Origin of the sequence: Streptacidiphilus melanogenes, assembly GCF_000787835.1 — a bacterium.
Taxonomy (GTDB): Bacteria; Actinomycetota; Actinomycetes; order Streptomycetales; family Streptomycetaceae; genus Streptacidiphilus; species Streptacidiphilus melanogenes.
This window is the reverse complement of sequence record NZ_BBPP01000058.1, coordinates 1-23,684: the sequence shown is the minus strand read 5'-3', so window position 1 is coordinate 23,684 and position 23,684 is coordinate 1. Positions and strand designations below refer to the sequence as shown.

At 73.0% G+C, this 23,684-nt stretch carries 8 protein-coding genes; 3 read left to right on the top strand and 5 right to left on the bottom strand.

Annotated elements, in window-relative coordinates; translation table 11 throughout:
* Positions 1 to 108: 108 nt before the first annotated feature.
* Both TR49_RS35775 and TR49_RS35770 read right to left on the bottom strand, forming a co-directional pair.
* The gene (locus TR49_RS35775; RefSeq protein ID WP_162484691.1) at positions 109 to 522 is read right to left on the bottom strand and encodes a PGPGW domain-containing protein; all 414 of its coding nucleotides are present in this window, start codon (positions 520 to 522) and stop codon (positions 109 to 111) included.
* 239 nt (positions 523 to 761) lie between these two features.
* Complete coding sequence (locus TR49_RS35770) at positions 762 to 1,880, bottom strand: agmatinase family protein (protein WP_236653680.1); 1,119 nt, start codon at positions 1,878 to 1,880, stop codon at positions 762 to 764.
* A gap of 390 nt (positions 1,881 to 2,270) precedes the next feature.
* Between TR49_RS35770 and TR49_RS35765 the strand changes: the two genes are divergently transcribed.
* Both TR49_RS35765 and TR49_RS43345 read left to right on the top strand, forming a co-directional pair.
* Positions 2,271 to 14,027 (top strand): type I polyketide synthase, encoded by an 11,757-nt coding sequence (locus TR49_RS35765; RefSeq protein ID WP_268874152.1) that lies wholly within the window; start codon positions 2,271 to 2,273, stop codon positions 14,025 to 14,027.
* Positions 14,024 to 17,677 carry an SDR family NAD(P)-dependent oxidoreductase gene (locus TR49_RS43345; RefSeq protein WP_369405362.1) on the top strand — a complete coding sequence of 1,218 codons (3,654 nt, stop codon included), beginning with the start codon at positions 14,024 to 14,026 and terminating at the stop codon, positions 17,675 to 17,677. The genes TR49_RS35765 and TR49_RS43345 overlap by 4 nt, the downstream gene beginning before the upstream one ends.
* Positions 17,678 to 17,954: 277 nt before the next feature.
* On the opposite strand, the gene TR49_RS35760 is transcribed toward TR49_RS43345, so the two are convergent.
* Genes TR49_RS35760 through TR49_RS35750 form a run of 3 tightly spaced genes read right to left on the bottom strand, consistent with a single transcriptional unit; the run spans position 17,955 to position 21,403 of the window.
* Positions 17,955 to 19,520: an ArnT family glycosyltransferase gene (locus TR49_RS35760; protein WP_201776274.1), complete on the bottom strand. Its 1,566-nt coding sequence runs from the start codon at positions 19,518 to 19,520 to the stop codon at positions 17,955 to 17,957.
* Positions 19,521 to 19,544: 24 nt separating this feature from the next.
* Positions 19,545 to 20,390 (bottom strand): ABC transporter permease, encoded by an 846-nt coding sequence (locus tag TR49_RS35755; protein ID WP_236653679.1) that lies wholly within the window; start codon positions 20,388 to 20,390, stop codon positions 19,545 to 19,547.
* On the bottom strand, positions 20,387 to 21,403 hold the full coding sequence (locus TR49_RS35750) for an ABC transporter ATP-binding protein (protein ID WP_042389764.1): 1,017 nt from the start codon (positions 21,401 to 21,403) through the stop codon (positions 20,387 to 20,389). Before TR49_RS35750 ends, TR49_RS35755 begins: the two co-directional genes overlap by 4 nt.
* A 487-nt stretch (positions 21,404 to 21,890) precedes the next feature.
* Between TR49_RS35750 and TR49_RS35745 the strand changes: the two genes are divergently transcribed.
* On the top strand, positions 21,891 to 23,684 hold a 1,794-nt coding region (locus TR49_RS35745), incomplete at its 3' end, for a type I polyketide synthase (RefSeq protein WP_042389762.1).

The window sequence follows — 23,684 nt, the reverse complement described above, 5'->3', positions numbered from 1 at the left end:
CGGTTCCAGGGCTGAGCGGTACCCAGGACGAGGGTCGACCGGACTCCGGCCGGCCGGCGGGGAACCTGGCAGGGGCAGCGGTGCTGCGCCGGTCGACCACCGTGGTCGTCACTCCTCGTGCGTGCCACGGTTCTCACCCTGGTCTCTCGCCTGCCGCAGGCTGTAAACCAGGAGCCCGAGCACCACCAGCCCGGACAGCAGCAGGGAGGAACCAGCCGCCCAGCCACCGAAGGGCAGGTCCGCGACCAGTCCCCACAACACTCCGGCCACGACCAGCGTCACACCGAGGGCCGCGGTCCCGGCCGTCCTCCACGGAGAAGCGACACTGTCGGCCATCGCCTTCATCGCACGACGTCGCACCGGGTCGACGAACCTCTGCAGGCTCGGCACGACCGTCGCGAGCACCGTCAGTCCGGCGAAGACGAGGAGCATCCCCGGCCCGGGGAGCACCAGCAGCGCGACGCCGACCACCAGCAGCAACACACCGGCCACGGCGAGCAGGACACGACGCAGGAGCCTCACGAGCTGCGACCTGACCGAATCACTGTTCGGGGACGAGATCGGTCCTGCGGGCTTTGACGGGCACCACGGCCATCGGCGCGTGAGCGAGGTGCCGCACCCGGTGCGCCACACGGCCGACTGGGAGTGGGGAGGTGTTCATCACTGCCTCCTGACTGGGGCGACCATCGGCCGAGGGACGCCCTCAGTCTCGCACCGGCGCAGGCCACAGCCGAGGGCTGACCGGGCCCGCGTGTCGGGCCTCAGCCCATCGGGAACTTGACCTGGCCGGACACGATCGGGTTGAGGTAGTTCGGGCCGGTGATCTTCAGGCGGTTCATGGCCAGGCCCGTCAGGCCCTCGAAGATGGCGCGGCGGGCGTTCATCGTGGTCGAGTAGCCGGCGTCCAGGTGTGGCGCGACCTCGACCACGTCCATCCCGATGACCTTGGTCTCGTGGCAGATCCGGCGGAAGGCCGGGAAGAGCTCACGGTTGGTCAGGCCGCCCGGCTCGGGCGTGCCGGTGCCGGGGGCGAAGGCCGGGTCGAGCACGTCGATGTCCAGGGACAGGTAGACGAACTCGGCGTTCTCCTGCACCTCCGCGATCGCCTTGTCGAGGACGGCGTGGAAGCCGATCTGCTCGATCTCGGCCATGAAGTGCGACTTCATGCCCTGGCGGCGCATCCAGTTGAACAGCTGGTTGTCCGGGCCGGTGACGGTGCGCAGCCCGACCTGGACCACGTTGCCCGCGGGGATCTTCTCGTCCTCGATGATCCGCCGGATCGGGGTGCTGTGGGTCACCTTGTGGCCCAGCATGGTGTCGTGGCAGTCGGGGTGGGCGTCGAAGTGGATGACGCCGATCTTCTCCGGGCCGTAGACGTCGGCCAGCGCGCCCACGCTCGGCCAGAGCAGCGAGTGGTCGCCGCCCAGCAGCACTGGGACCGCCCCCACCTCGGCGATCTCGCGGACCAGGGCACGGATCGGGCCGATCGAGTTCGCGGTGCTGAACGGGTCCACCGCCGCGTCGCCGTAGTCCACGACCTTGAGCACGTCGAACGGGTTGATCCGGGTACTGGCGTTGATCATCGCCTCGGGCGTGTTGAAGACGTAGCGCTCGTCGGAGCGGATCATGCGGGGCCCGTAGGACGCGCCACGGTGGCCGACCGAGGCGTCCAGCGGGATGCCCAGCACCGCGACGTCGACGTTCCCGGCCCGCAGGTCCTCCTGGTTGAGGCAGTACGGGACACCCATGAAGGTCGCGATGCCCGAGTAGGCGGGGTGCGCGTAGTACCGGCGGAGGTCGATCGGCCCCGGTTCCCGGCCGGGGGCCGTCGACCGGTCGATCTCCAGACGGTGCTCGGGCGTCTGAGGCTTGTCGTTCAACACATCTCCCCGATGGATGTCGCTCGCATTCCACATGCGATTCGTGCAGCCGGTTCGCGGACTGGTTCGCATACCTTGCTGAGATGCCAGCCTAGGCAGCACGAGAAATCCGCCGAACCCCGAACAGCCTCCTGTTCGACCCCTTCGACCCCTGTTCGGAACCGGGTTCACCCCTATTCGCCGTGAGTCCGGATCCGCCCGCTCCGCGACGAATCGTCCGACGTCACCTAGGGGTTGGGTAGGGGTTGGCGGCCCGTTGGGGCAGCCTTAGCGTGACGCCGGATATTGACTCGATCGCAAGCGGCCCCACCGCAGATCGGCAGCCGGAACGCCGTAATGAGGTCACGTTAAATGGCGAATGAAGAGACACTCCGCGGCTATCTCAAGCGGGTGACGGCCGATCTGCACCAGACCCGGCTGCGGCTGCGCGAGGTGGAGGCCAAGGACCAGGAACCGATCGCCATCGTCGCGATGAGTTGCCGGTTCCCGGGCGGGGTGGCCTCGCCCGAGGAGCTGTGGCAGCTGGTCGCCGCCGGCGAGGACGCGATGTCGGAGTTCCCGGCCGACCGCGACTGGGACGTGGAGAACCTCTACCACCCCGACCCGGACCACCCCGGCACCTCGTACACCCGCGAGGGCGGCTTCCTGCACGACCTCGCGCACTTCGACCCGACCGTCTTCGGGATCTCGCCGCGTGAGGCGCTGGCGATGGACCCGCAGCAGCGGCTGCTGCTGGAGACGTCCTGGGAGGCCTTCGAGCGGGCCGGGATCGACCCGCTGTCGGTGCACGGCAGCCGGGTCGGCGTCTTCGCCGGGACCAGCGGTCAGGACTACCTGGCCGTCCTGATGAATTCCACGGACGACGTCGAGGGCTACCTCGGCACCGGCAACGCGGCCAGCGTCGTCTCCGGCCGGATCGCCTACAGCCTGGGCCTGGAGGGCCCGGCGGTGACGGTCGACACGGCCTGCTCGTCCTCGCTGGTGGCGCTCCACCTGGCGGTGCAGGCGCTGCGCAACGGCGAGTGCTCGCTGGCCCTGGCCGGCGGTGTCACGGTGATGAACACCCCGGGCACCTTCATCGACTTCAGCCGCCAGCGCGGGCTGGCGGCCAACGGGCGCTGCAAGTCCTTCGCGAACGCCGCCGACGGCACCGGCTGGGCCGAGGGCGCGGGTATGCTGCTGGTCGAGCGGCTGTCGGACGCGCGCCGCAACGGTCACCCCGTGCTGGCGATCGTGCGTGGCAGCGCCGTCAACCAGGACGGCGCCAGCAACGGCCTGACCGCGCCGAACGGTCCGTCCCAGCAGCGGGTGATCCTCCAGGCGCTTGCCAGCGCCCGGCTGACCCCCGACGAGGTCGACGCCGTCGAGGCGCACGGCACGGGCACCCGCCTCGGCGACCCGATCGAGGCGCAGGCACTGCTCGCCACCTACGGCCAGAACCGCGAACGCCCGCTGTGGCTGGGCTCGTTGAAGTCCAACATCGGGCACACGCAGGCCGCCGCGGGCGTCGCCGGTGTGATCAAGACGGTGATGGCGATCCGCCACGGCGTGCTGCCGAAGACCCTGCACGTCGACGAGCCGACCCACAACGTGGACTGGTCGGCCGGCGCGGTGGAACTGCTGACCGAGGCACGGGAGTGGCCCGAGACCGGGCGGCCGCGTCGCGTCGGCATCTCCTCGTTCGGGATGAGCGGTACCAACGCGCACACCATCATCGAGCAGCCGCCCGCCGTCGAGGACGCGGACGTTGCGACGGACGCCGAGCCGGCGGTCCCGGCGCTCGCCGTGCTGCCCTGGCCGCTGGCCGGCCGGAGTGAGGAGGCGCTGCGCGCCCAGGCGACCCGGCTGCGGGAGCGGCTGGAGGCCGAGCCCGGACTCGAACCGCTCGACGTGGGTCACTCGTTGGCGACCGGCCGGGCGGCGCTGGAGCGCCGGGCCGTGCTGGTGGCCGCCGACCGCGAGGAGTTCCTGCGCGGGCTCGGGGCGCTGGCGGCGGGCGAACCGGAGGCGAACGTCGTCCGGGGCTCGGTGGTGGAGGGCCGGACGGCGTTCCTGTTCACGGGGCAGGGGAGTCAGCGGGCTGGGATGGGCCGTGGGTTGTATGAGGCGTTCCCGGTGTTCGCGGCGGCCTTCGATGCGGTGTGCGCGAAGTTGGACGGGCTGCTGGACCTGCCGCTCAAGGATGTCGTGTTCGCGGGTGAGCGGATCGACGAGACGGCGTGTACACAGCCGGCGTTGTTCGCTCTCGAGGTGGCGCTGTTCCGCCTGGTGGAGTCGTGGGGTGTGCGGCCGGACTTCTTGGCGGGTCATTCGATCGGTGAGATCGCGGCGGCGCATGTGGCCGGGGTGTTGTCGCTCGCGGATGCTGCGAGGTTGGTGGCGGCGCGTGGTCGGTTGATGCAGGCGCTGCCTTCGGGTGGTGCGATGGTGGCGGTGCAGGCGTCCGAGGACGAGGCGCTGCCGCTGCTGTCCGATCAGGTGGGGATCGCGGCGGTCAACGGCCCGACGTCGGTGGTGCTTTCGGGCGCCGAGCAGGCCGTGCTGGCTGTGGCCGAGCAGTTGGCGGAGCAGGGTCGCAAGACGAAGCGGCTGACGGTCAGTCACGCGTTCCACTCGCCTTTGATGGACCCGATGCTGGACGAGTTCCGGTCCGTCGCGGAGTCCTTGGAGTTCCACGCCCCGCAGATCCCGATCGTCTCGACACTGGATCAGTCGGCCGACTTCACGGCCCCCGAGTACTGGGTGCGGCATGTCCGTGAGGCGGTCCGCTTCCGCGACGCCGTCGCGACCCTTGAGCGAGAGGGTGTCCGCACCTTCCTGGAGCTCGGTCCGGACGGCACGCTCTCCGCGCTCGGCCAGGACTGCGTGACCGAGGACGCGGTGTTCGCGCCCGTGCTGCGCGGCGACCGCGCCGAGGCACGGACGCTCACCCTCGCCCTCGCTCAGGCCCAGGTGCGCGGCGTGGTCGTCGACTGGCGGGCGTTCTACGCCGGCCGGGGCGCCAGCAGGGTGGACCTGCCGAGCTACGCCTTCCAGCATCGCCGCTACTGGCCCACCGCCGCCGCCTGGGCCGAGACCGCGACGGCCGGTCCGGCCGGCACCGACGCGGTGGACGCCCGGTTCTGGGAGGCCGTCGAGAGCGGCGACCTGCAGGCCCTCACCGCCACCCTCGACCTGGACGGCGACCAGCCGTTGAGCTCGGTGCTGCCCGCGCTGACCGCCTGGCGTCGGCAGAGCCGCGACCGTTCGACCGTGGACGGCTGGCGCTACCGCATCGGTTGGCGGCCGACCACGGAGGCACCGCGTGCGGGCGTCACCGGCCATTGGCTGCTGGTGGTTCCGGCTTCACAGCGGGACCACGAGTGGCCGGTTGCCGCCGAGCGGGCGCTGTCGCAGCGAGGCGTGACCGTCCACCGGGTCGAGTTCGACGCGCCCACGACCGCCGACCGGGCCGTGCTGGCCGAACGGCTGCGCGCCGCGCGGCCCGAGGGCGGGGAGCCGCTCGACGGTGTGCTCTCCCTGGTCGCGCTGGACGACAGCCCGCACCCCGGACTCCCGTCGGTGCCCGCCGCCCTCTCCGGGACCCTCGCGCTGGTCCAGGCGCTCGGGGACGCGGGCATCGAGGCGCCGCTGTGGTGCGCCACCCAGGGGGCGGTCTCGACGGGCCGCTCCGACCGGCTGGAGCACCCGGGCCAGGCCCAGATCTGGGGCCTCGGCCGGGTCGTGGCGCAGGAGTACCCGGAGCGCTGGGGCGGCCTGGTCGACCTGCCCGAGACGGCCGACGAGCGCGCGCTCGGCCGACTCGTCGCCGTGCTCGGGGGCCTCGGCGACGAGGACCACCTGGCGATCCGTCCCTCCGGGGTGCTGGCCCGCCGCCTGCTGCGCGCACCGAGCGGCGAGGCCCCGGCGGCGGGCTGGAACCCGCGCGGTACGGCGCTGGTGACCGGCGGCACCGGAGCGCTCGGCGCTCACGTCGCCCGGTGGCTGGCCCGCGCCGGCGCGGAGCACCTGGTGCTGACCAGCCGACGTGGCCGGAACGCCTCGGGCGTGGCCGAGCTGGAGGCCGAACTGACCGCGCTGGGCGCCCGGGTGACCGTCGCCGCCTGCGACGTCGCCGACCGGGCCGCGCTCGCCGAGCTGCTGGCCGCGCTGCCCGCCGAGTTCCCGCTGACCACCGTCGTGCACGCGGCCGGTGTGTTGGACGACGGTGTGCTGGACGCGCTGACCCCGGAGCGGCTGGCCGGTGTGCTGCGGCCCAAGGTCGACGCGGCCGTCAACCTGGACGAGCTCACCCGTGGGCTCGACCTGTCGGCGTTCGTGATGTTCTCCTCCTTCGCCGGTACCTTCGGTGGCCCGGGTCAGGCCAACTACGCCGCCGCCAACGCGTTCCTGGACGCGCTCGCCGAGCAGCGCCGGGCCGCCGGGCTGCCCGCCACCACGATGGCGTGGGGCGCCTGGGCCGAGGGCGGTATGGCGGTCGACGACGTGGTCACCGAGCGCCTGCACCGTGGCGGCGTTCCGGCCCTGGCGCCGGATCTCGCGATCGCCGCGATGCAGCACGCACTGGACCGCGACGAGACGTTCTCGCTGGTGGTGGACATCCTCTGGGACCGCTTCGCGCTCCAGTACACCGCGATCCGGCCCAGCACCCTCTTCGCCGAACTGCCGGAGGCGGTCAAGGCCTTGGCCGACGCGGAGGCGGAGTACGGCGAGCAGACCGACAGCTCCTCGCTGCGACAGCGCCTGGCCGCCGCCACCGAGGGCGAACGCGGCCGCCTCGCCCTGGACTTCGTCCGCGCGCAGGTGGCCGCGGTGCTCGGCTACCCGGACTCGGACGCCGTCGAACCGGCCCGCGCCTTCCGCGAGTTGGGCTTCGACTCGCTGACCGCCGTCGAGCTGCGCAACCTGCTCGCCGCGCTCACCGGTCTGCGGCTGCCCGCGACCCTGGTCTTCGACTACCCCAACGCCACGGCCCTCGCCGAGCTGCTCTGCGGAGAACTCCTCGGGTCCGTACCGGAGACCGCCTCCGCCGAGACGGCTCCCGGCCGCGCGGACGACGACGACCCGATCGCCATCGTCGGCATGGCCTGCCGGTTCCCCGGCGGGGTCTCCTCGCCCGAGGAGCTCTGGCGGTTGCTGTCGTCCGGCACCGACGCACTCGCCGGATTCCCCGACGACCGCGGTTGGGACCTGGACGCCCTGTACGACCCCGACTCCGAGCACCCCGGTACCTCGTACGTCCGCGAGGGCGGGTTCCTGGCCGAGGCCGGCGCTTTCGACCCCGGCTTCTTCGGGATCTCGCCGCGTGAGGCGCTGGCGATGGACCCGCAGCAGCGGCTGCTGCTGGAGACCTCGTGGGAGGCGTTCGAGCGGGCCGGCATCGACCCCGCCGGGCTGCGCGGCAGCCGGACGGGCGTCTTCACCGGCACCAACGGGCAGGACTACCTGCCGCTCATCCTCAGCGCACCGGACGGCTCCGAGGGCTTCCTCGGCACCGGCAACGCCGCCAGCGTGATGTCCGGACGCGTCGCGTACTGCCTGGGGCTGGAAGGCCCGGCCGTCACCGTCGACACCGCGTGCTCGTCCTCGCTGGTCGCACTGCACTGGGCGATCCAGGCGCTGCGCAACGGCGAGTGCTCGCTGGCCCTGGCCGGCGGCGTCACCGTGATGTCCACCCCGGGAGCGTTCGTCGACTTCAGTCGTCAGCGCGGACTCGCCGCCGACGGCCGGTGCAAGGCCTTCGCCGACGCTGCGGACGGTACCGGCTGGGGTGAGGGCGTCGGCATGCTGTTGGTGGAGCGGCTCTCGGACGCGCGGCGCAACGGTCATCCGGTGCTGGCGGTGGTGCGCGGCAGTGCGGTGAACCAGGACGGCGCCAGCAACGGTCTGACGGCGCCGAACGGTCCGTCGCAGCAGCGGGTGATCCGTCAGGCGCTGGCGTCGGCCGGGCTGACGGCCGGTGAGGTGGACGCGGTCGAGGCGCACGGCACGGGGACCTCGCTGGGCGACCCGATCGAGGCCCAGGCGCTGCTGGCCACCTACGGCCAGAACCGCGAACACCCCCTGTGGCTGGGGTCGGTGAAATCCAACATCGGCCACACCCAGGCCGCGGCCGGTGTCGCGGGCATCATCAAGATGGTGCTGGCCATGCGGCACGGCGTGCTGCCGCAGACGCTGCACGTGGACCGGCCGTCGACGCACATCGACTGGTCGGCGGGCGCGGTGGAGCTGCTGACCGAGGCGCGGCAGTGGCCCGAGACCGGGCGGCCGCGCCGGGCGGCGATCTCGTCCTTCGGCGTCAGCGGGACGAACGCGCACGTGATCGTCGAGCAGGAGCCGGAGGCCGCAGGGGAACCGGTCGTCGAGGCGACCGTGACGGCGCCCGTCGTGCCGTGGCCGCTGTCCGCGCGGGACGCAGGAGCGCTCCGCGCCCAGGCGGAGCGGCTGCGTGACCGGCTGACGGCGGAGCCCGAGGCGCGCCCGGTCGACGTCGGCTGGTCGCTCGCGACCACCCGCGCCGCGCTGGAGCGCCGGGCGGTCGTGGTCGCGGAGGACCTCGCGGGCCACCTGCGGGCGCTGACCGCGCTGGCCGCGGGGGAGGAGGCGCCGGAGCTGGTCGAGGGCACCGCCGGGCTGGGCCGGACGGCGTTCCTCTTCACCGGCCAGGGAAGCCAGCGGCTCGGCATGGGCGCGGAGCTGTACGAGATCCACCCCGTCTTCGCGGACGCGCTGGACGAGGTCCTCGCGCACCTGGACCAGCACCTGGACCGCCCGTTGCGGGACGTGATGTTCGCGACCGAGGGCGACCTGATCCACCGGACCGGCTACGCGCAGCCCGCGCTGTTCGCCGTCGAGGTGGCGCTGTTCCGCCTCGTCGAGTCGTGGGGCCTGCGTCCGGACGTGCTGGCCGGCCACTCGATCGGGGAGCTGGCCGCCGCGCACGTGGCGGGCGTGCTGTCGCTGGCGGACGCGGCCAAGCTGGTGGCGGCGCGTGGTCGGTTGATGCAGGCACTGCCCGCTGGTGGTGCGATGGTGGCGGTGCAGGCGTCCGAGGACGAGGTGGTGCCGCTGCTCGAAGGCCGCGAGGCCGAGGTGGGTCTCGCCGCGGTCAACGGGCCGTCGTCGGTGGTGCTCTCGGGTGCTGAGGCGGCGGTGCAGGAGGTGGCCGCACAGCTCGCGGAGCAGGGGCGGAAGACCAAGCGGCTGACGGTCAGCCACGCCTTCCACTCGCCGCTGATGGACGGGATGCTGGCGGAGTTCAGCGCGGTCGCGCAGGGGCTGGAGTTCCACCCCCCGCGCATACCGATCGTCTCGACGCTGGACCGGACGGCGGCGCTGACCGACCCGGAGTACTGGGTGAGGCACGTTCGGGAGGCTGTCCGCTTCCTCGACGCGGTGGGCACGATGGAGCGCCAAGGCGTCACCACCTTCGTGGAGCTGGGCCCGGACGGGGTGCTGTCCGCCCTCGGACCCGAGTGCGTGGCCGAGCCGGGGGCGGTGTTCGCGGCGGCGCTGCGCGCGAGCCGTCCCGAGGCGCGCACGCTGGCCGGCGCCCTCGCCCAGGCGTACGTCCAGGGCGCGCCCGTGGACTGGCACGCGGTCTTTGCCGGTCAGGGCGCGCGCCGGGTCGACCTGCCCACCTACGCCTTCCAGCGGCAGCACTACTGGCCCGACGTCCCGGCGCTGGGCGCCGGAGACGTCACCATGGCCGGTCTCGGCACGACCGACCACCCGCTGCTCGGTGCGGCGGCCGAACTGCCGGACTCCGGCGGCTACGTGTTCACCGGCCGGCTCGCCCTCAGCACCCACCCGTGGCTGGCCGACCACGCCGTGATGGGCTCGGTGCTGCTGCCGGGGACGGCCTTCGTCGAGCTGGCCGTGCGGGCCGGTGAGCAGGTCGGCTGCGACCTGCTGGAGGAGCTGACGCTGGCCGCGCCGCTGGTCCTGCCCGACCACGGCGGGGTGCAGTTGCGCCTCACCGTGGCGGCGCCGGACCAGACCGGTCGCCGCGCGCTCAGCCTGCACTCGCGTCGCGAGGACGTCCCGGCCGAGGAAGCCTGGACCCGGCACGCGACCGGCCTGCTCACCTCCGGTGCGCGGACGGCCGACTTCGACCTCGGTTCGGAGCAGTGGCCGCCGTCCGGCGCGACCGAGGTCGACCTCGACGGCCGCTACCAGGACCTGATCGAGCTCGGCTTCGACTACGGACCGGTCTTCCAGGGCCTGCACCGGGCCTGGCGGCGCGACGGCGAGGTCTTCGCCGAGGTGCGCCTGCCGCAGCAGGCCGAGGCCGACGCGGGCCTGTTCGGGCTGCACCCGGCGCTGCTCGACTCCGCCCTGCACGCCCTCGGTCTGGCCGGAGCCGAGGACACCGACTGGCAGGGAAGGCTGCCGTTCTCCTGGACGGGCGTGTCGCTCTACGCGGTCGGCGCCTCGGCGCTCCGGGTGCGGTTGACGCCGGCCGGAGCGGACGGGGTGTCGCTGGAGCTGGCGGACGAGCTCGGCCAGCCAGTCGCTTCCGTGGACGCGCTGGTGCTGCGAGCGGTCTCGGCGGAGCAGGTCCACGCCGCGCGGGCCGCGTTCCACGCGTCGCTGTTCCGTCCGGACTGGGTGGCCCTGCCGAGCGCCGCCCCGGTGGCGACCGGACGTTGGGCGGTGCTGGGCGGCGACGTCGAGGTCCTGGGCGCGTTCAGCGGCGACGTGGCGGCATACGCCGACCTCGACACGCTGCTGGCGGCCGGGGAACTGCCCGAGGCCGTGGTCGCTCCCTGCTGTGCGGACGACACCGTGGCGGACGTGCCCGAGGCGGTGCGCGCGACCGTGAACCGGGTGCTCGCGCTGGCCCAGGCCTGGCTGGCCGAAGACCGGCTCGCCGACACCCCGCTGGTGGTGCTCACCCGGGGCGCGGTGGCCATCGGCACGGACGCGGACGTCACCGATCTGGCCCACGCGTCGGCCTGGGGCCTGCTGCGCTCGGCGCAGACCGAGAACCCCGGGCGGATCGTGCTGGTGGACACGGACCAGGACGCCGCCTCGCAGCGGGCCCTGACCGTCGCTCTGACGGCGGAGGAGCCGCAGCTGGCGATCCGCGAAGGCGTGGCGTACGCGCTGCGACTGGCCCGGGTGGAGGACTCGGCGGCCGAGGCCCCCGTCTTCGACCCGGCCGGGACGGTCCTGGTCACCGGCGGCACGGGCGCGCTCGGCGCGCTGCTCGCCCGGCACCTGGTGACCGAGCACGGCGTCCGGCACCTGCTGCTCACGAGCCGACGCGGCGCCGACGCCCTCGGCGCCGCCGAACTCCGATCCGAGCTGACCGCACTGGGCGCCGAGGTGGAGATCGCGGCCTGCGACGCGGCCGACCGCGAGGCGCTGGCCGGGCTGCTGGGCTCACTGCGGCGTCCGCTGACGGCCGTGGTGCACACCGCGGGCGTCACCGACGACGGCGTGCTCTCCGCCCTCACCCCCGAGCGGGTCGAGGGCGTGCTCCGGCCCAAGGTCGACGGCGGCTGGCACCTGCACGAGTTGACCGCCGACATGGATCTGTCGGCCTTCGTGCTCTTCTCCTCGGCCGCCGGTCTCTTCGGCGGTCCCGGCCAGGGCAACTACGCGGCGGCCAACGCCTTCCTGGACGCACTCGCCCGCCACCGCCGCGCGACGGGCCTGGTGGCGACCTCGCTGGACTGGGGCCTGTGGGCCCAGAGCAGCGGAGTCAGCGGCCACCTCGATGACAACGACCGGGCCAGGATGGAGCGTTCAGGCCTCGGCGCGCTCAGCTCGGCCGAGGGCCTGGCCCTCTTCGACGCCGCGCTGCGAGACGGCGGCGAGGACGCCGTCCTGGTGCCGATGCACGTGCGGACGGTCACCCTGCGGGAACAGGCGGCAGCCGGAGCGGGGGTGGCCCCGCTGCTGCGCGGGCTGGTCCGGCTCCCGATGCGCCGGGCCGTGGAGACGGCGGGTGCGGGGGCTTCCCCCGGCGAGCCCGAGCTGGTCGCCCGGCTGGCCCCGCTGCCCGTCGGCGAGCAGCGGCAGGCGCTGCTCGACCTGGTCCGCCGTCAGATCGCCGCGGTCCTCGGCTACGCCGGGGCCGAAGCCGTCGACGCCGAACGGGCCTTCAAGGAGCTGGGCTTCGACTCGCTCACCGCGGTCGAGCTGCGCAACCGCCTGACCACCGGCACCGGTCTGCGGCTGCCCGCCACGTTGATCTTCGACTACCCGAACCCGACCGCGCTCAGCGGTCACCTGCGCGACGAACTGCTGGGCGCTGTGGCTGAGGCCGCCCAGACTCCGGCGACCGGGCGCTCGGCAGGAGCGGACGACGACCCGATCGCCATCGTCGCGATGGCCTGCCGCTACCCGGGCGGGGTCAGCTCGCCCGAGGAGCTGTGGCGGCTCATCGCCGAGGAACGCGACGGGATCTCGACCTTCCCCACCGACCGCGGCTGGGACCTGGACGCCCTCTACGACCCGGACCCGGACACCCCCGGCACCTCGTACACCCGCGAGGGCGGCTTCCTGCACGACTCCAGCTACTTCGACCCGGCCTTCTTCGGCATCAGCCCGCGTGAGGCGCTGGCCATGGACCCGCAGCAGCGCCTGCTGCTGGAGACCACCTGGGAGGCCTTCGAACGGGCCGGCATCGACCCGGCGGCCATGCGCGGCAGCTCCGTCGGCGTCTTCGCGGGCGTGATGTACCACGACTACGGCACCCGCCTGCGGGCCGCTCCCGACGAGGTCGAGGGCTACCTCGGCACCGGCAGCTCCAGCAGCGTCGTCTCCGGACGCGTCGCCTACACCTTCGGGTTGGAGGGTCCGGCGGTCACCGTCGACACGGCCTGTTCGTCCTCGCTGGTGGCCCTGCACCTGGCGGTGCAGGCGCTGCGCAGCGGCGAGTGCACGATGGCGCTGGCCGGTGGCGTCACCGTGATGTTCACCCCCGGCACGTTCGTCGAGTTCAGCCGCCAGCGCGGCCTGGCCCAGGACGGCCGCTGCAAGTCCTTCGCGGCCGCGGCCGACGGCACGGGCTGGGGTGAAGGCGCGGGCATGCTGCTCGTGGAGCGCCTCTCGGACGCGCGCCGCAACGGGCACCCGGTGCTCGCGGTTGTGCGCGGCTCGGCGGTCAACCAGGACGGCGCGAGCAACGGCCTGACGGCCCCCAACGGTCCCTCGCAGCAGCGGGTCATCCGCGCCGCGCTGGCCAACGCGGGCGTGACGGCCGACGAGGTCGACGCGGTCGAGGCGCACGGCACGGGCACCTCGCTCGGCGACCCGATCGAGGCCCAGGCGCTGCTGGCCACCTACGGGCGCGAACACTCCGCCGACCGGCCGCTCTGGCTCGGCTCCGTGAAGTCGAACCTGGGCCACACCCAGGCGGCCTCCGGCGTCGCCGGTGTGATCAAGATGGTGATGGCGATGCGCCACGGCGTGCTGCCCCGGACCCTCCACGTGGACGAGCCCTCGCCGCAGGTGGACTGGGCGGCCGGTGCAGTGGAGCTGTTGACCGAGGCGCGCAGTTGGCCGGAGACCGGGCGCCCGCGCCGGGTCGCCGTCTCCTCCTTCGGGATCAGCGGCACCAACGCGCACACGGTGCTGGAACAGGCGCCGGACGCTGCGGAGGCCGTCGAGGCGCCGTCCGCGCCGGAAGCATCGGGGACCCTGCTGCCCTGGGTGCTGTCGGCCAAGGGCGAGCCCGGGCTGCGCGCCCAGGCGGCCCGGCTGCACGCGCTGGTCGCGGACCAGCCCGAGCTGCGGCCGGTCGACGTCGGGTACTCGCTCGCGACCTCGCGTGCCGCGCTGGAGCAGCGGGCGGTAGTGGTGGCCGGCGGGCGGGAGGAGTTCCTGCTCCGACTGGAGGCGCTGGCGGCCGGTGCCGGGCTGGTCCAAGGGTCGGTCACCGGCGGGCGGACGGCTTTCCTGTTCACGGGGCAGGGGAGTCAGCGGGCTGGGATGGGCCGTGGGTTGTATGAGGCGTTCCCGGTGTTCGCGTCGGCCTTCGATGCGGTGTGCGCGGAGTTGGAGGGGCAGGTTGAGCTGCCGCTCAGGGATGTCGTGTTCGCGGGTGAGCGGATCGATGAGACGGCGTGTACGCAGCCGGCGTTGTTCGCTCTTGAGGTTGGCGTTGTTCCGTCTCGTGGAGTCCGTGGGGGCTGACACCGGACTTTCTGGCGGGGCATTCGATCGGTGAGATCGCGGCTGCGCACGTCGCGGGGGTGTTGTCGCTCGCGGATGCTGCGAGGTTGGTGGCGGCGCGTGGTCGGTTGATGCAGGCGTTGCCGTCGGGTGGTGCGATGGTGGCGGTGCAGGCGTCCGAGGACGTGGTGCTGCCGCTGCTGTCCGATGAGGTGGGGATCGCGGCGGTCAACGGCCCGGCCTCGGTGGTGATCTCCGGTGCCGAGCAGGCCGTGCTGGCTGTGGCCGAGCAGTTGGCGGCCCAGGGTTGCAAGACGAAGCGGCTGACGGTCAGTCATGCGTTCCACTCGCCGCTGATGGACCCGATGCTGGACGAGTTCCGCATGGTGGTCGAGGGGTTGGAGTTCCACGAGCCGCAGATCCCGATCGTCTCCACGCTGGACCGGTCGGCCGATCTGACCGAGCCCGAGTACTGGGTGCGGCATGTCCGCGAGGCCGTCCGCTTCCGCGACGCGGTCCGCGCCCTGGAGGGCGAAGGGGTCCGTGCGTTCCTGGAGCTCGGTCCGGACGGGACGCTCTCCGCGCTCGGCCAGGACTGCGTGACCGCGGACGCGGTGTTCGCGCCGGTGCTGCGTCGCGACCGTGCCGAGGCGGAGACTTTCACCACCGCGCTGGCCCAGCTCTACGTGCGCGGGGTCAGGCTCGACTGGTCGGCGGTCTTCGCGGGCACCGACGCCCGGCGCGTCGACCTGCCCACCTACGCCTTCCAGAAGGAGCGCTACTGGCTGGACATGGGCATCTCCGTCGGCGACCTGGCCACGGTCGGCGTCGAGCCGACCGGCCACCCGTTGCTCGGCGCGGCGGTCGAGCTGCCGGACTCCGCCGGTTTCGTCTTCACCGGTCGGCTCGCGCTATCGACCCAGCCGTGGCTGGCCGACCATGCCGTGATGGGCTCGGTGCTGCTGCCGGGGACGGCCTTCGTCGAGCTGGCCGTGCGGGCCGGTGAGCAGGTCGGTTGCGACCTGCTGGAGGAACTGACCCTGGCCGCACCGCTGGTCCTGCCCGAGCGTGGCGGGGTCCAGCTGCGGGTGACGGTCGGCGCGTCGGACGCGTCGGGCTGCCGTCCGCTGAGCCTGTACTCGCGGCTGGAGGACGCGCCGGAAGCGGAAACGTGGATCCGGCACGCGACCGGCTTGCTCGCCTCCGGTGCACAGCCGGCCGGTTTCGACTTTGGTGTGTGGCCGCCGGCCGGCGCCGAGCCCGTCGACACCACCGGACTCTACGAGGGCGCGGCGGCGGCCGGTCTGGAGTACGGCCCGCTCTTCCGAGGGCTGCGGCGGGCCTGGCGACGCGACGGCGAGGTCTTCGTCGAGATCCAGCCGTCCCCGGCGGAGCCGGGCCTGGGCGGGCAGCGGCTGGGCGGGCAGCTGCTGGACGGTTCGGCGTTCGGTCTGCACCCGGCCCTGCTCGATGCCGCGCTGCACGGCGTCGGCCTGGGCGGCGTCGTGGCTCAGGCCGACGGGGACGCCGGTCGGGCCAGGCTGCCGTTCTCCTGGAGCGGGGTCCGGCTGCACGGGGTTGGTGCCTCGGCGCTGCGGGTGCGGTTGACGCCCGCGGGCGCGGACGGGGTGTCGCTGGAGCTGGCGGACGAGACCGGTCGTCCCGTGGCGTCGGTGGACGCGCTGGTTCTGCGGGCCGTGTCGGCCGAGCAACTGCAGGCCGCGCAGGCCGCCTTCCACGAGTCGCTGTTCCGCCCCGAGTGGGTGACGCTGTCCGCCGCTGCCGGTGTGCCGAACGGGCACTGGGCGGTGCTGGGCGAGCATGCCGAGGCCGTGGGTGTCCCGATGTACCCCGACCTCGATGCGCTGCTGGCGGGTGAGGAGCTGCCCGAGGCGGTGGTCCTCCCGTGCCTGGCGCCGGAGACCTCCGCGACGGATCTGCCCGAGGCGGCACGCGCGACCGTCCGGCGCGTCCTGGAACTCGGTCAGGCTTGGCTGGCCGAGGACCGGCTCGCCGACACGCCGCTGGTGGTCGTCACCCGGGGCGCGGTCGCGACCGACGCGGGTGCGGACGTCACCGACCTGGTGCACGCCGCCGTCTGGGGGCTGCTGCGTTCGGCGCAGAGCGAGAACCCCGGCCGGATCGTCCTGGTCGACCTCGACGCGGACGCCGACCCGTGGCGTGCGCTGCCTGCGGCGCTCGCCTCCGGTGAGCCGCAACTCGCCGTCCGGGCCGGGGAACTGCGCGGCCTCCGGCTGGGCCGGGTGCCTGCTGCGCCCACCGAGCGGGCGACGCTGCTCGACCCGCTCGGCACGGTCCTGATCACGGGTGGCACGGGTGCGCTGGGCGCGCTGGTGGCCCGGCACCTGGTGGTCGAGCACGGTGCCCGGCACCTGCTGCTCACCAGCCGACGCGGCGCTGACGCACCTGGTGTGGCGGAACTGCTGTCCGAGTTCGCCGAGTTGGGCGCCGAGGTCGAGGTCGCCGCGTGTGACGCGGCCGACCGGCAGGCGCTCGCCGCGCTGCTCGCCACCGTGCCGGGTGACCGTCCGCTGACCGCGGTGGTCCACACCGCGGGCGTGCTCGACGACGGAGTGCTCTCCGCGCTGACTCCGGAGCGCCTGGAGGCCGTGCTGCGCCCGAAGGTGGACGCCGCCTGGAACCTGCACGAGCTGACCCAGCACCAGGAACTCTCCTCCTTCCTCCTGTTCTCCTCGTCCGCGGGCGTCTTCGGCGGGTCGGCGCAGGCCAACTACGCCGCCGCCAACGCCTTCCTGGACGCGCTGGCCCAGCACCGCAAGGCGCGGGGCCTGGCGGGCGGCTCGCTGGCCTGGGGCCTGTGGGAGACGAGCGGCGGCATGGCGGGCGGCTTGGGCGAGGCGGACGTGGCCCGGCTGGTCCGGGCCGGATTCGCCCCGCTGCCGCCGAAGGAGGGGCTGGAACTCTTCGACCTGGCAGCCGGGTTGGAGGACCCGGTGCTGGTTCCGATGCGCCTGGACGTGGCTGTCCTTCGCGCCCACGGCGACCCCGAGCTGGTGCCGCACCTGCTGCGCGGGCTGGTCCGGATCCCGGCGCGCCGCCCGGCCGCCACAGCCGGTGCCGGTTCGCGCGGTGCGGCGGTGGCCGAAGAGCGTTCCCTGACCGAGCAGTTGCGCGGCCTGCCGGACGCCGAGCGGGACCGCCTGCTGCTGGACCTGGTGCGCGGGCAGGTGGCCGCGGTGCTGGGCTACGGCACCGCGGGGGCGATCGAGCCGGAACGTGGCTTCGTCGAGCTGGGCTTCGATTCGCTGACCGCTGTCGACCTGCGCAACCGCCTGGGCACGCTGGCCGGGCTGAGGCTGCCGGTCACGCTGATCTTCGACTACCCGACGCCGGTGGCCCTGGCCGGCTACCTGCGCGAGGAAACCCGCCAGGACGAGTTGAGCATCGCGCCTGCGCTCCCGATCGGGGCGGAGCTCGACCGCCTGGAGTCGATCCTCTCCACCCTCGACGCCGACGACGAGGAGCGCCGGACCGTCACCACCCGCCTGCGCACCCTGCTGTCGATGTGGACCGAGTCCGGCAGCCCGCAGTCCGCTGCGGCCGCCGACCCGGCGGCCGACGCCGAGCTCGAGTCGGCCACGGCCGATGAGCTCTTCAGTCTGCTGGACGAGGAGCTGGGCCTGTCCTGACCCTCCAGACCCAGGGCGGCTGACGCCCGAGAGACCGACCGTCCCCTTGGACCGAAGCACCGTCCCGGTCCAAGGGGACGGTTGTCTCTCCGCTGTGGCCAGATGAGCGCTGCAGCGAGGGAGGGTCAGGGGCGCGGGGCTCTACCGACGTGCGGCTCCGCCGCGTGGGGGCGAGAACCACTCCGTGGATGGTGAGACTGGCCGCCTGTGCACCCGGCCCGGAACGCACTGCGGCCCGCCGGCGGGTGCCGGCGGGCCGCAGCGAGGCGGTGCTGGGTCAGGCGAGTTCGCGCAGGGACGGCCAGAGCTCGGACCACGGTGTGTGCGGTCCCTGACAGAGCCAGAGCGGCTTGCCCTGCTGGCTGTTCTTCACCCCGTAGCCGTTGTCGACGGTGCCCACCTGGCGCACGGAGGCGAACTCCGTGCGCAGCTTGGCCTCGTCGCCGCCGACGTACAGGACGACAGCGGCGGTGTCCGGCGGCGGCCCGAAGTACCACGCGCCGCGCTGGGGGCTGTAGGCCTTCGGCAGGCCCAGGGCCGGACCGTAGCGTTCCAGCGCGCCCTCGGCCCAGAAGGTGTCGGCGACGACGATCGCCCGTCGCTGCTCGTCAGCGGGAAGCGCGCGGTAGGCGACGGCGACCGTGCGGGACAGCTGCGGCCAGCCGATGGTGTCGGCGGCGGCGAAGTTGACGGCCTGCAAGGCGCCCGTGGTCGAGCCGAGCGGGTAGAGCGGCAGCTCGGCCACTGCGACCAGCGCGGAGATCACGAAGGCCACCCGGCTGAACGCCCAGCGCCAGCCGCGCGCGGCCGGCCGGTGCTGGAGCGAGACCGCCCCCGCGGCCCAGAGGACCGGGAACAGTCCTGCGACGTAGTACTGGCGGCCGTCGGTGACCAGGAAGAACGCCGTCGTGCCGACGGCGGCCCAGCCGAGGAACCGATAGGTGCGCAGTTCCTCCATCCGCAGCAGCCGCCACAGTCCGGCACACAGCAGAATCATCAGCGGGAAGCCGGCGAAGGCCAACGCGAGGGGCAGGAACAGCGCCTGGCCGCCGAAGAGGCGGTCGTCCTCGGCGGCGATCACGCTGGTCATCTGCGACTGCGGCCAGCCGTGCTGAGCCTGCCACAGCAGGCTCGGCGTCGTCGCCAGCACCGTGAAGACGCCGGCCACCCAGAGTGCCGGCCGGGTGAGCAGCCCGCGTGGACCGACCGCGGCCACCGCGACCAGCAGGGCGAGCAGGAAGACACCGACCAGGTACTTGTTCTGCAGCCCCAGCGCCGCCGCGAGGCCGAGCCAGAGCAGCAGCTTGTCGTCGCGCAGCCGGATCCAGCGCACCAGCAGCCAGCTGATCAGGGTCCAGAAGAAGACGTCCAGGGTCGGTGTGATCAGCAGGTGGCCGAAGACCACGACGATCGGCGACACCGCGAAGGCGCCCGCAGCGAGCAGCTGGGCTCGCCGCTGTCCGCCCAACTCCCGGGTGATCAGCGCGCAGAGCACCACGCCCGCTCCGCTCAGCAGCGTGGCGGGCAGGCGCAGGACGACCAGGTTGCCCGGGGCCAGTGAGTCCAGCGCGTGCGAGAGCAGCGGCACCAGCGGTGGCTGGTCGACGTATCCCCAGGCCGGGTGCTTTCCGGCGGCGAGGAAGTACAGCTCGTCGCCGTAGTAGCCGTAGCGGGCGCTGGTGGCCAGCAGCGCCAGGGTCAGGACGCCGGCGATGATCGCCACCGGCCGCAGGGCGAACGGTTCGCAGCCGTTCGGCGGCCGTCCGGACGTCGACGACTCCGGCGCAGGCCCAGGCACGGACGCCTGGGCCGAGGTCGCGGCGGGGTCAGTTGCTTGGGTCACGGTTTCTCCACACCTCCACGGTGGTCAGTCCAGTGCTCGCTTGCGGAAGCCGCGGATGCCGAGCAGCCCGTACAGCAGGCAGGCCGCCGTGAGCGCGACGGCGTCGGCCCAGAGCGGGATCGAGTGCAGCTGGGAACGCGGGATCAGGGCGGCGCGCATCCCCTCGCTGACGTAGGTCAGCGGGTTGAGCGCGCAGATCACCTGGAACGGCCGCACGCTCGCGAGGCCGAACCACGGGAACTGGGTGGCGCCGGTGAACATCAGCGGCGTCAGGACGACTGTGATGATGATGCTGATGTGCCGCGACTCGACGGCCGTGCCGATGGTCATCCCCAGCGTGGCGCCGGCCAGTGAGCCGAGCACGAGCACACCGACGACCGGCAGCAGGCTCGACAGCGGCCAGGACACGTCGTTCAGGAGCAGGAAGCCGATCGGGACCATCACAGCGGCGGCGATCATGCCGCGCAACGCCCCGAAGACCAGCTTCTCCACGGCGACCAGGCCGAGCGGGATCGGTGAGAGCAGCCGGTCCTCGATCTCCTTGGTGAAGGAGAAGTCCACGATGAGCGGGAAGGCCGTGTTCTGCAGGGCCACCAGGAAGGCGCTCAGGGCCACCACACCGGGCAGCAGCACCTGCTGGAAGCCGTGGCCCGCGTAGCCGAGACCGGTCAGGACCTTGCCGAAGACGAACAGCATGAAGAACGGCTCCACCACGACCTGGGCCAGGAACGGCACCAGTTCACGGCCCGTGACGAAGACGTCCCGCCAGAGGATGAAGAAGAACGCCCGGGCCGCGGAGGCTCCGGGGCGGGCGGCGGCGCTGTGGCTGTCGCCGCCGCCGAGGGGCAGGGTGGGTGCGGTGCTGCTCAACGGAGTTCTCTCCCGGTCAGTTCGATGAAGACGTCCTCCAGGGTCAGCTTGCCGAGGGACACGTCGTCGAGGTCGCAGTGCAGTTCGGTGAGAACGCCGACGACGGCCGGCAGCGCCGCCGTCGGACGCCCGGCGGTGTAGATCCGCAGCCGCACGGCGTCGGGGTCGGGCGCGGTGGCGGCGGCCCCGTCCTCGTCAGCGCCGGTGTCGGCGGGTCCGACGGGCTCGACCCGTTCGACTCCGCCGATCTTCTCCAGCGCCCGGACCACGTCGTTGCGATCCTCCGGGTCGGGGGTGCGCAGGGAGACCGTCAGACTGCCGGTGCCGCGCAGCGACTCGGTCAGCGCCTGGGGCGAGTCGAGCGCCAGCAGCCTGCCGTGGTCGACGATGCCGACCCGGTCGCAGAGCTTGGCGGCCTCCTCCATGTCGTGCGTGGTGATCACCACGGTGACCCCGCCGGCGCTCAGCTCGGCGACCCGCTCGTGGATGAAGAGACGGGACTGCGGGTCGAGGCCGGTGGCCGGCTCGTCCAGGAAGAGCACCCGGGGCCGGTGCATCAGCGCGCGGGCGATCATCACCCGCTGGGCCTGGCCGCCGGACAGCTCGTCCACCCGGGCCTTGCCGTGGTCGGTGAGCCCCACCCACTCCAGGCTCCCGTCCGCCAGCCGGGCGCGTTCGGCCCGGCGCATGCCGTGGTAGCCGGCGTGGAAGAGCAGGTTCTGGCGGATGGTCAGCGACCGGTCGAGGTTGATGCGCTGGGGGACGACCGCGAAGGTCCGGTGGGCGGTGGCCGGGTCGGCCGCCACGTCGACGCCGAGGATGGTGACCCGCCCCGAGGTCGGGGCCACCCGGGTGGTCATGACGCCGACCGTGGTCGACTTGCCGGCGCCGTTCGGGCCGAGCAGCCCGAACACCTCGCCGGGACTGACCCGGAAGCTGAGATCGTCCACCGCCGGCTGTTCGCGATTGCGATATCTCTTGACCAGCCGGTCGACGACGACGGCGGAATCCACGTCCTGTGGTGCGCGTGCTGTATTCATTGATGCCTGCGAATCGGCCGGGACGCGACAACGGCGGCATGAGAGCTGCGCGGCGAGAGTTCACGCGCACCCTGATACGACGTCATGCGCCGGATGAAAAGGGACACGGAATTGCGTGGACCATGTATAGCATGGGCGCCACTCGGGCATGCCTTGCGCGATCTGCCGCCCCTTGAAACAGGGGGGTTAGGGGGAGGGTAGGGGATGCCTCCGGTTGTGGGCCGCTGCTAGCGTGGCGGAGCAGCAATTGATGTTCCACTGGTCCACCGGGAACGCCGGCGTCGGAAAAGTCGGGGATTGTTCCCGGGCGGGCGGACAGCTGCGGGCGCGCGCTATTCATCACGAATCAATTGGTGGTCGATCAATTGATGGTCATGCCCGGTCCGCTCGACGACGCGTTCAGACGTCGCACGGTGACCGGCAGGACCCTCACGGCCGGTTCAGGGGTGTGACGGAAAACGTGGAGAACGAAGAGAAGCTCCTCGACTACCTCAAGCGGGCGACCGCCGATCTGCGTGAGACCCGTCGGCGGCTGCGCGAGCTGGAGGAGCAGGAGCCCGAGCCGATCGCCATCGTCGGCATGGCCTGCCGCTATCCCGGTGGCGTGCGCTCTCCCGAGGACCTCTGGCGGCTCGTCTCGACCGGCGCCGACGGCGTCTCCGACTTCCCGGTCGACCGTGGCTGGGATCTGAGCGCCCTGGCCGACGACGCCCCCGAGCAGCCCGGCAGCTCGTACACCCGTGAGGGCGGCTTCCTGCACGACGCCGCCGAGTTCGACCCCGGCTTCTTCAACATCTCGCCGCGCGAGGCGCTGGCGATGGACCCGCAGCAGCGGCTGCTGCTGGAGACGTCCTGGGAGGCCTTCGAGCGGGCGGGCATCGACCCCGACTCGCTGCGCGGCAGCGCCACCGGCGTGTTCGCGGGTGTGATGTACCACGACTACGCCTCGCGGCTGTGGGACGTGCCCGAGGGGGTCGCGGGCTACCTCGGCAACGGCAACTCGGGGAGCGTCGCCTCGGGCCGGGTCGCCTACGCGCTGGGTCTGGAGGGTCCGGCGGTCACCGTCGACACGGCCTGCTCGTCCTCGTTGGTCGCACTGCACTGGGCGATCCAGGCGCTGCGCGCCGGCGAGTGCTCGCTGGCCCTGGCCGGCGGCGTCGCAGTGATGTCCACCCCCAACGCCTTCATCGACTTCAGTCGCCAGCGCGGGCTCGCCGCCGACGGCCGCTGCAAGTCCTTCGCGGCTGCGGCGGACGGCACCGGCTGGGGCGAGGGCGTCGGCATGCTGCTCGTCGAGAAGCTCGCCGACGCCCAGCGCAACGGGCACCCGGTGCTGGCGATCGTGCGCGGCAGCGCCGTCAACCAGGACGGCGCCAGCAGCGGGCTGACGGCCCCCAACGGTCCGTCGCAGCAGCGGGTGATCCGCGCCGCGCTGGCGTCCGCGCGGCTGACCGGCCACCAGGTCGACGCCGTCGAGGCGCACGGCACGGGCACCCGGCTGGGCGACCCGATCGAGGCGCAGGCGCTGCTGGCGACGTACGGGCAGGACCGCCAGCGCCCCCTGTGGCTCGGATCGTTGAAGTCGAACATCGGACACACCCAGGCGGCTGCGGGCGTCGGCGGCGTCATCAAGATGGTGATGGCGATGCGCCACGGCGTGCTGCCGCAGACCCTGCACGTGGACGAGCCCACCCCGCACGTCGACTGGTCGGCCGGAGCGGTGGAACTGCTGACCGAAGCGCAGGACTGGCCGGAGACCGGTCGGCCGCGCCGGGCGGCGGTGTCCTCGTTCGGCGTCAGCGGGACCAACGCGCACGTGATCGTCGAGCAGGGGCCCGTGGTCGAGCCCGTCGCGCGCGCGGCAGGTCCGGTGGGCCGTCCGCTGCCCCTGGTCATCTCCGGACGCGACGAGCCGTCCCTGCGCGCCCAGGCGGCGCGCCTGCGGGAGCGGCTGGCCGATGACGCCGACCTCGACGTGGCGGACCTGGGTTTCTCGCTGGCCACGTCCCGCGCGGCCCTCAAGCAGCGGGCCGCGCTGCTCGTCCGGGACCGCGACGAGGCGCTGGCCGCGATCGAGGCTCTGGCGGCGGGCGCGCCGTCGGCTCGCGCGGCACTGGGGAGCGCTGGTTCGGTCGGCCGGACGGCTTTCCTGTTCACGGGGCAGGGGAGTCAGCGGGCTGGGATGGGCCGTGGGTTGTATGAGGCGTTCCCGGTGTTCGCGGGGGCGTTCGATGCGGTGTGCGCGGAGCTGGAC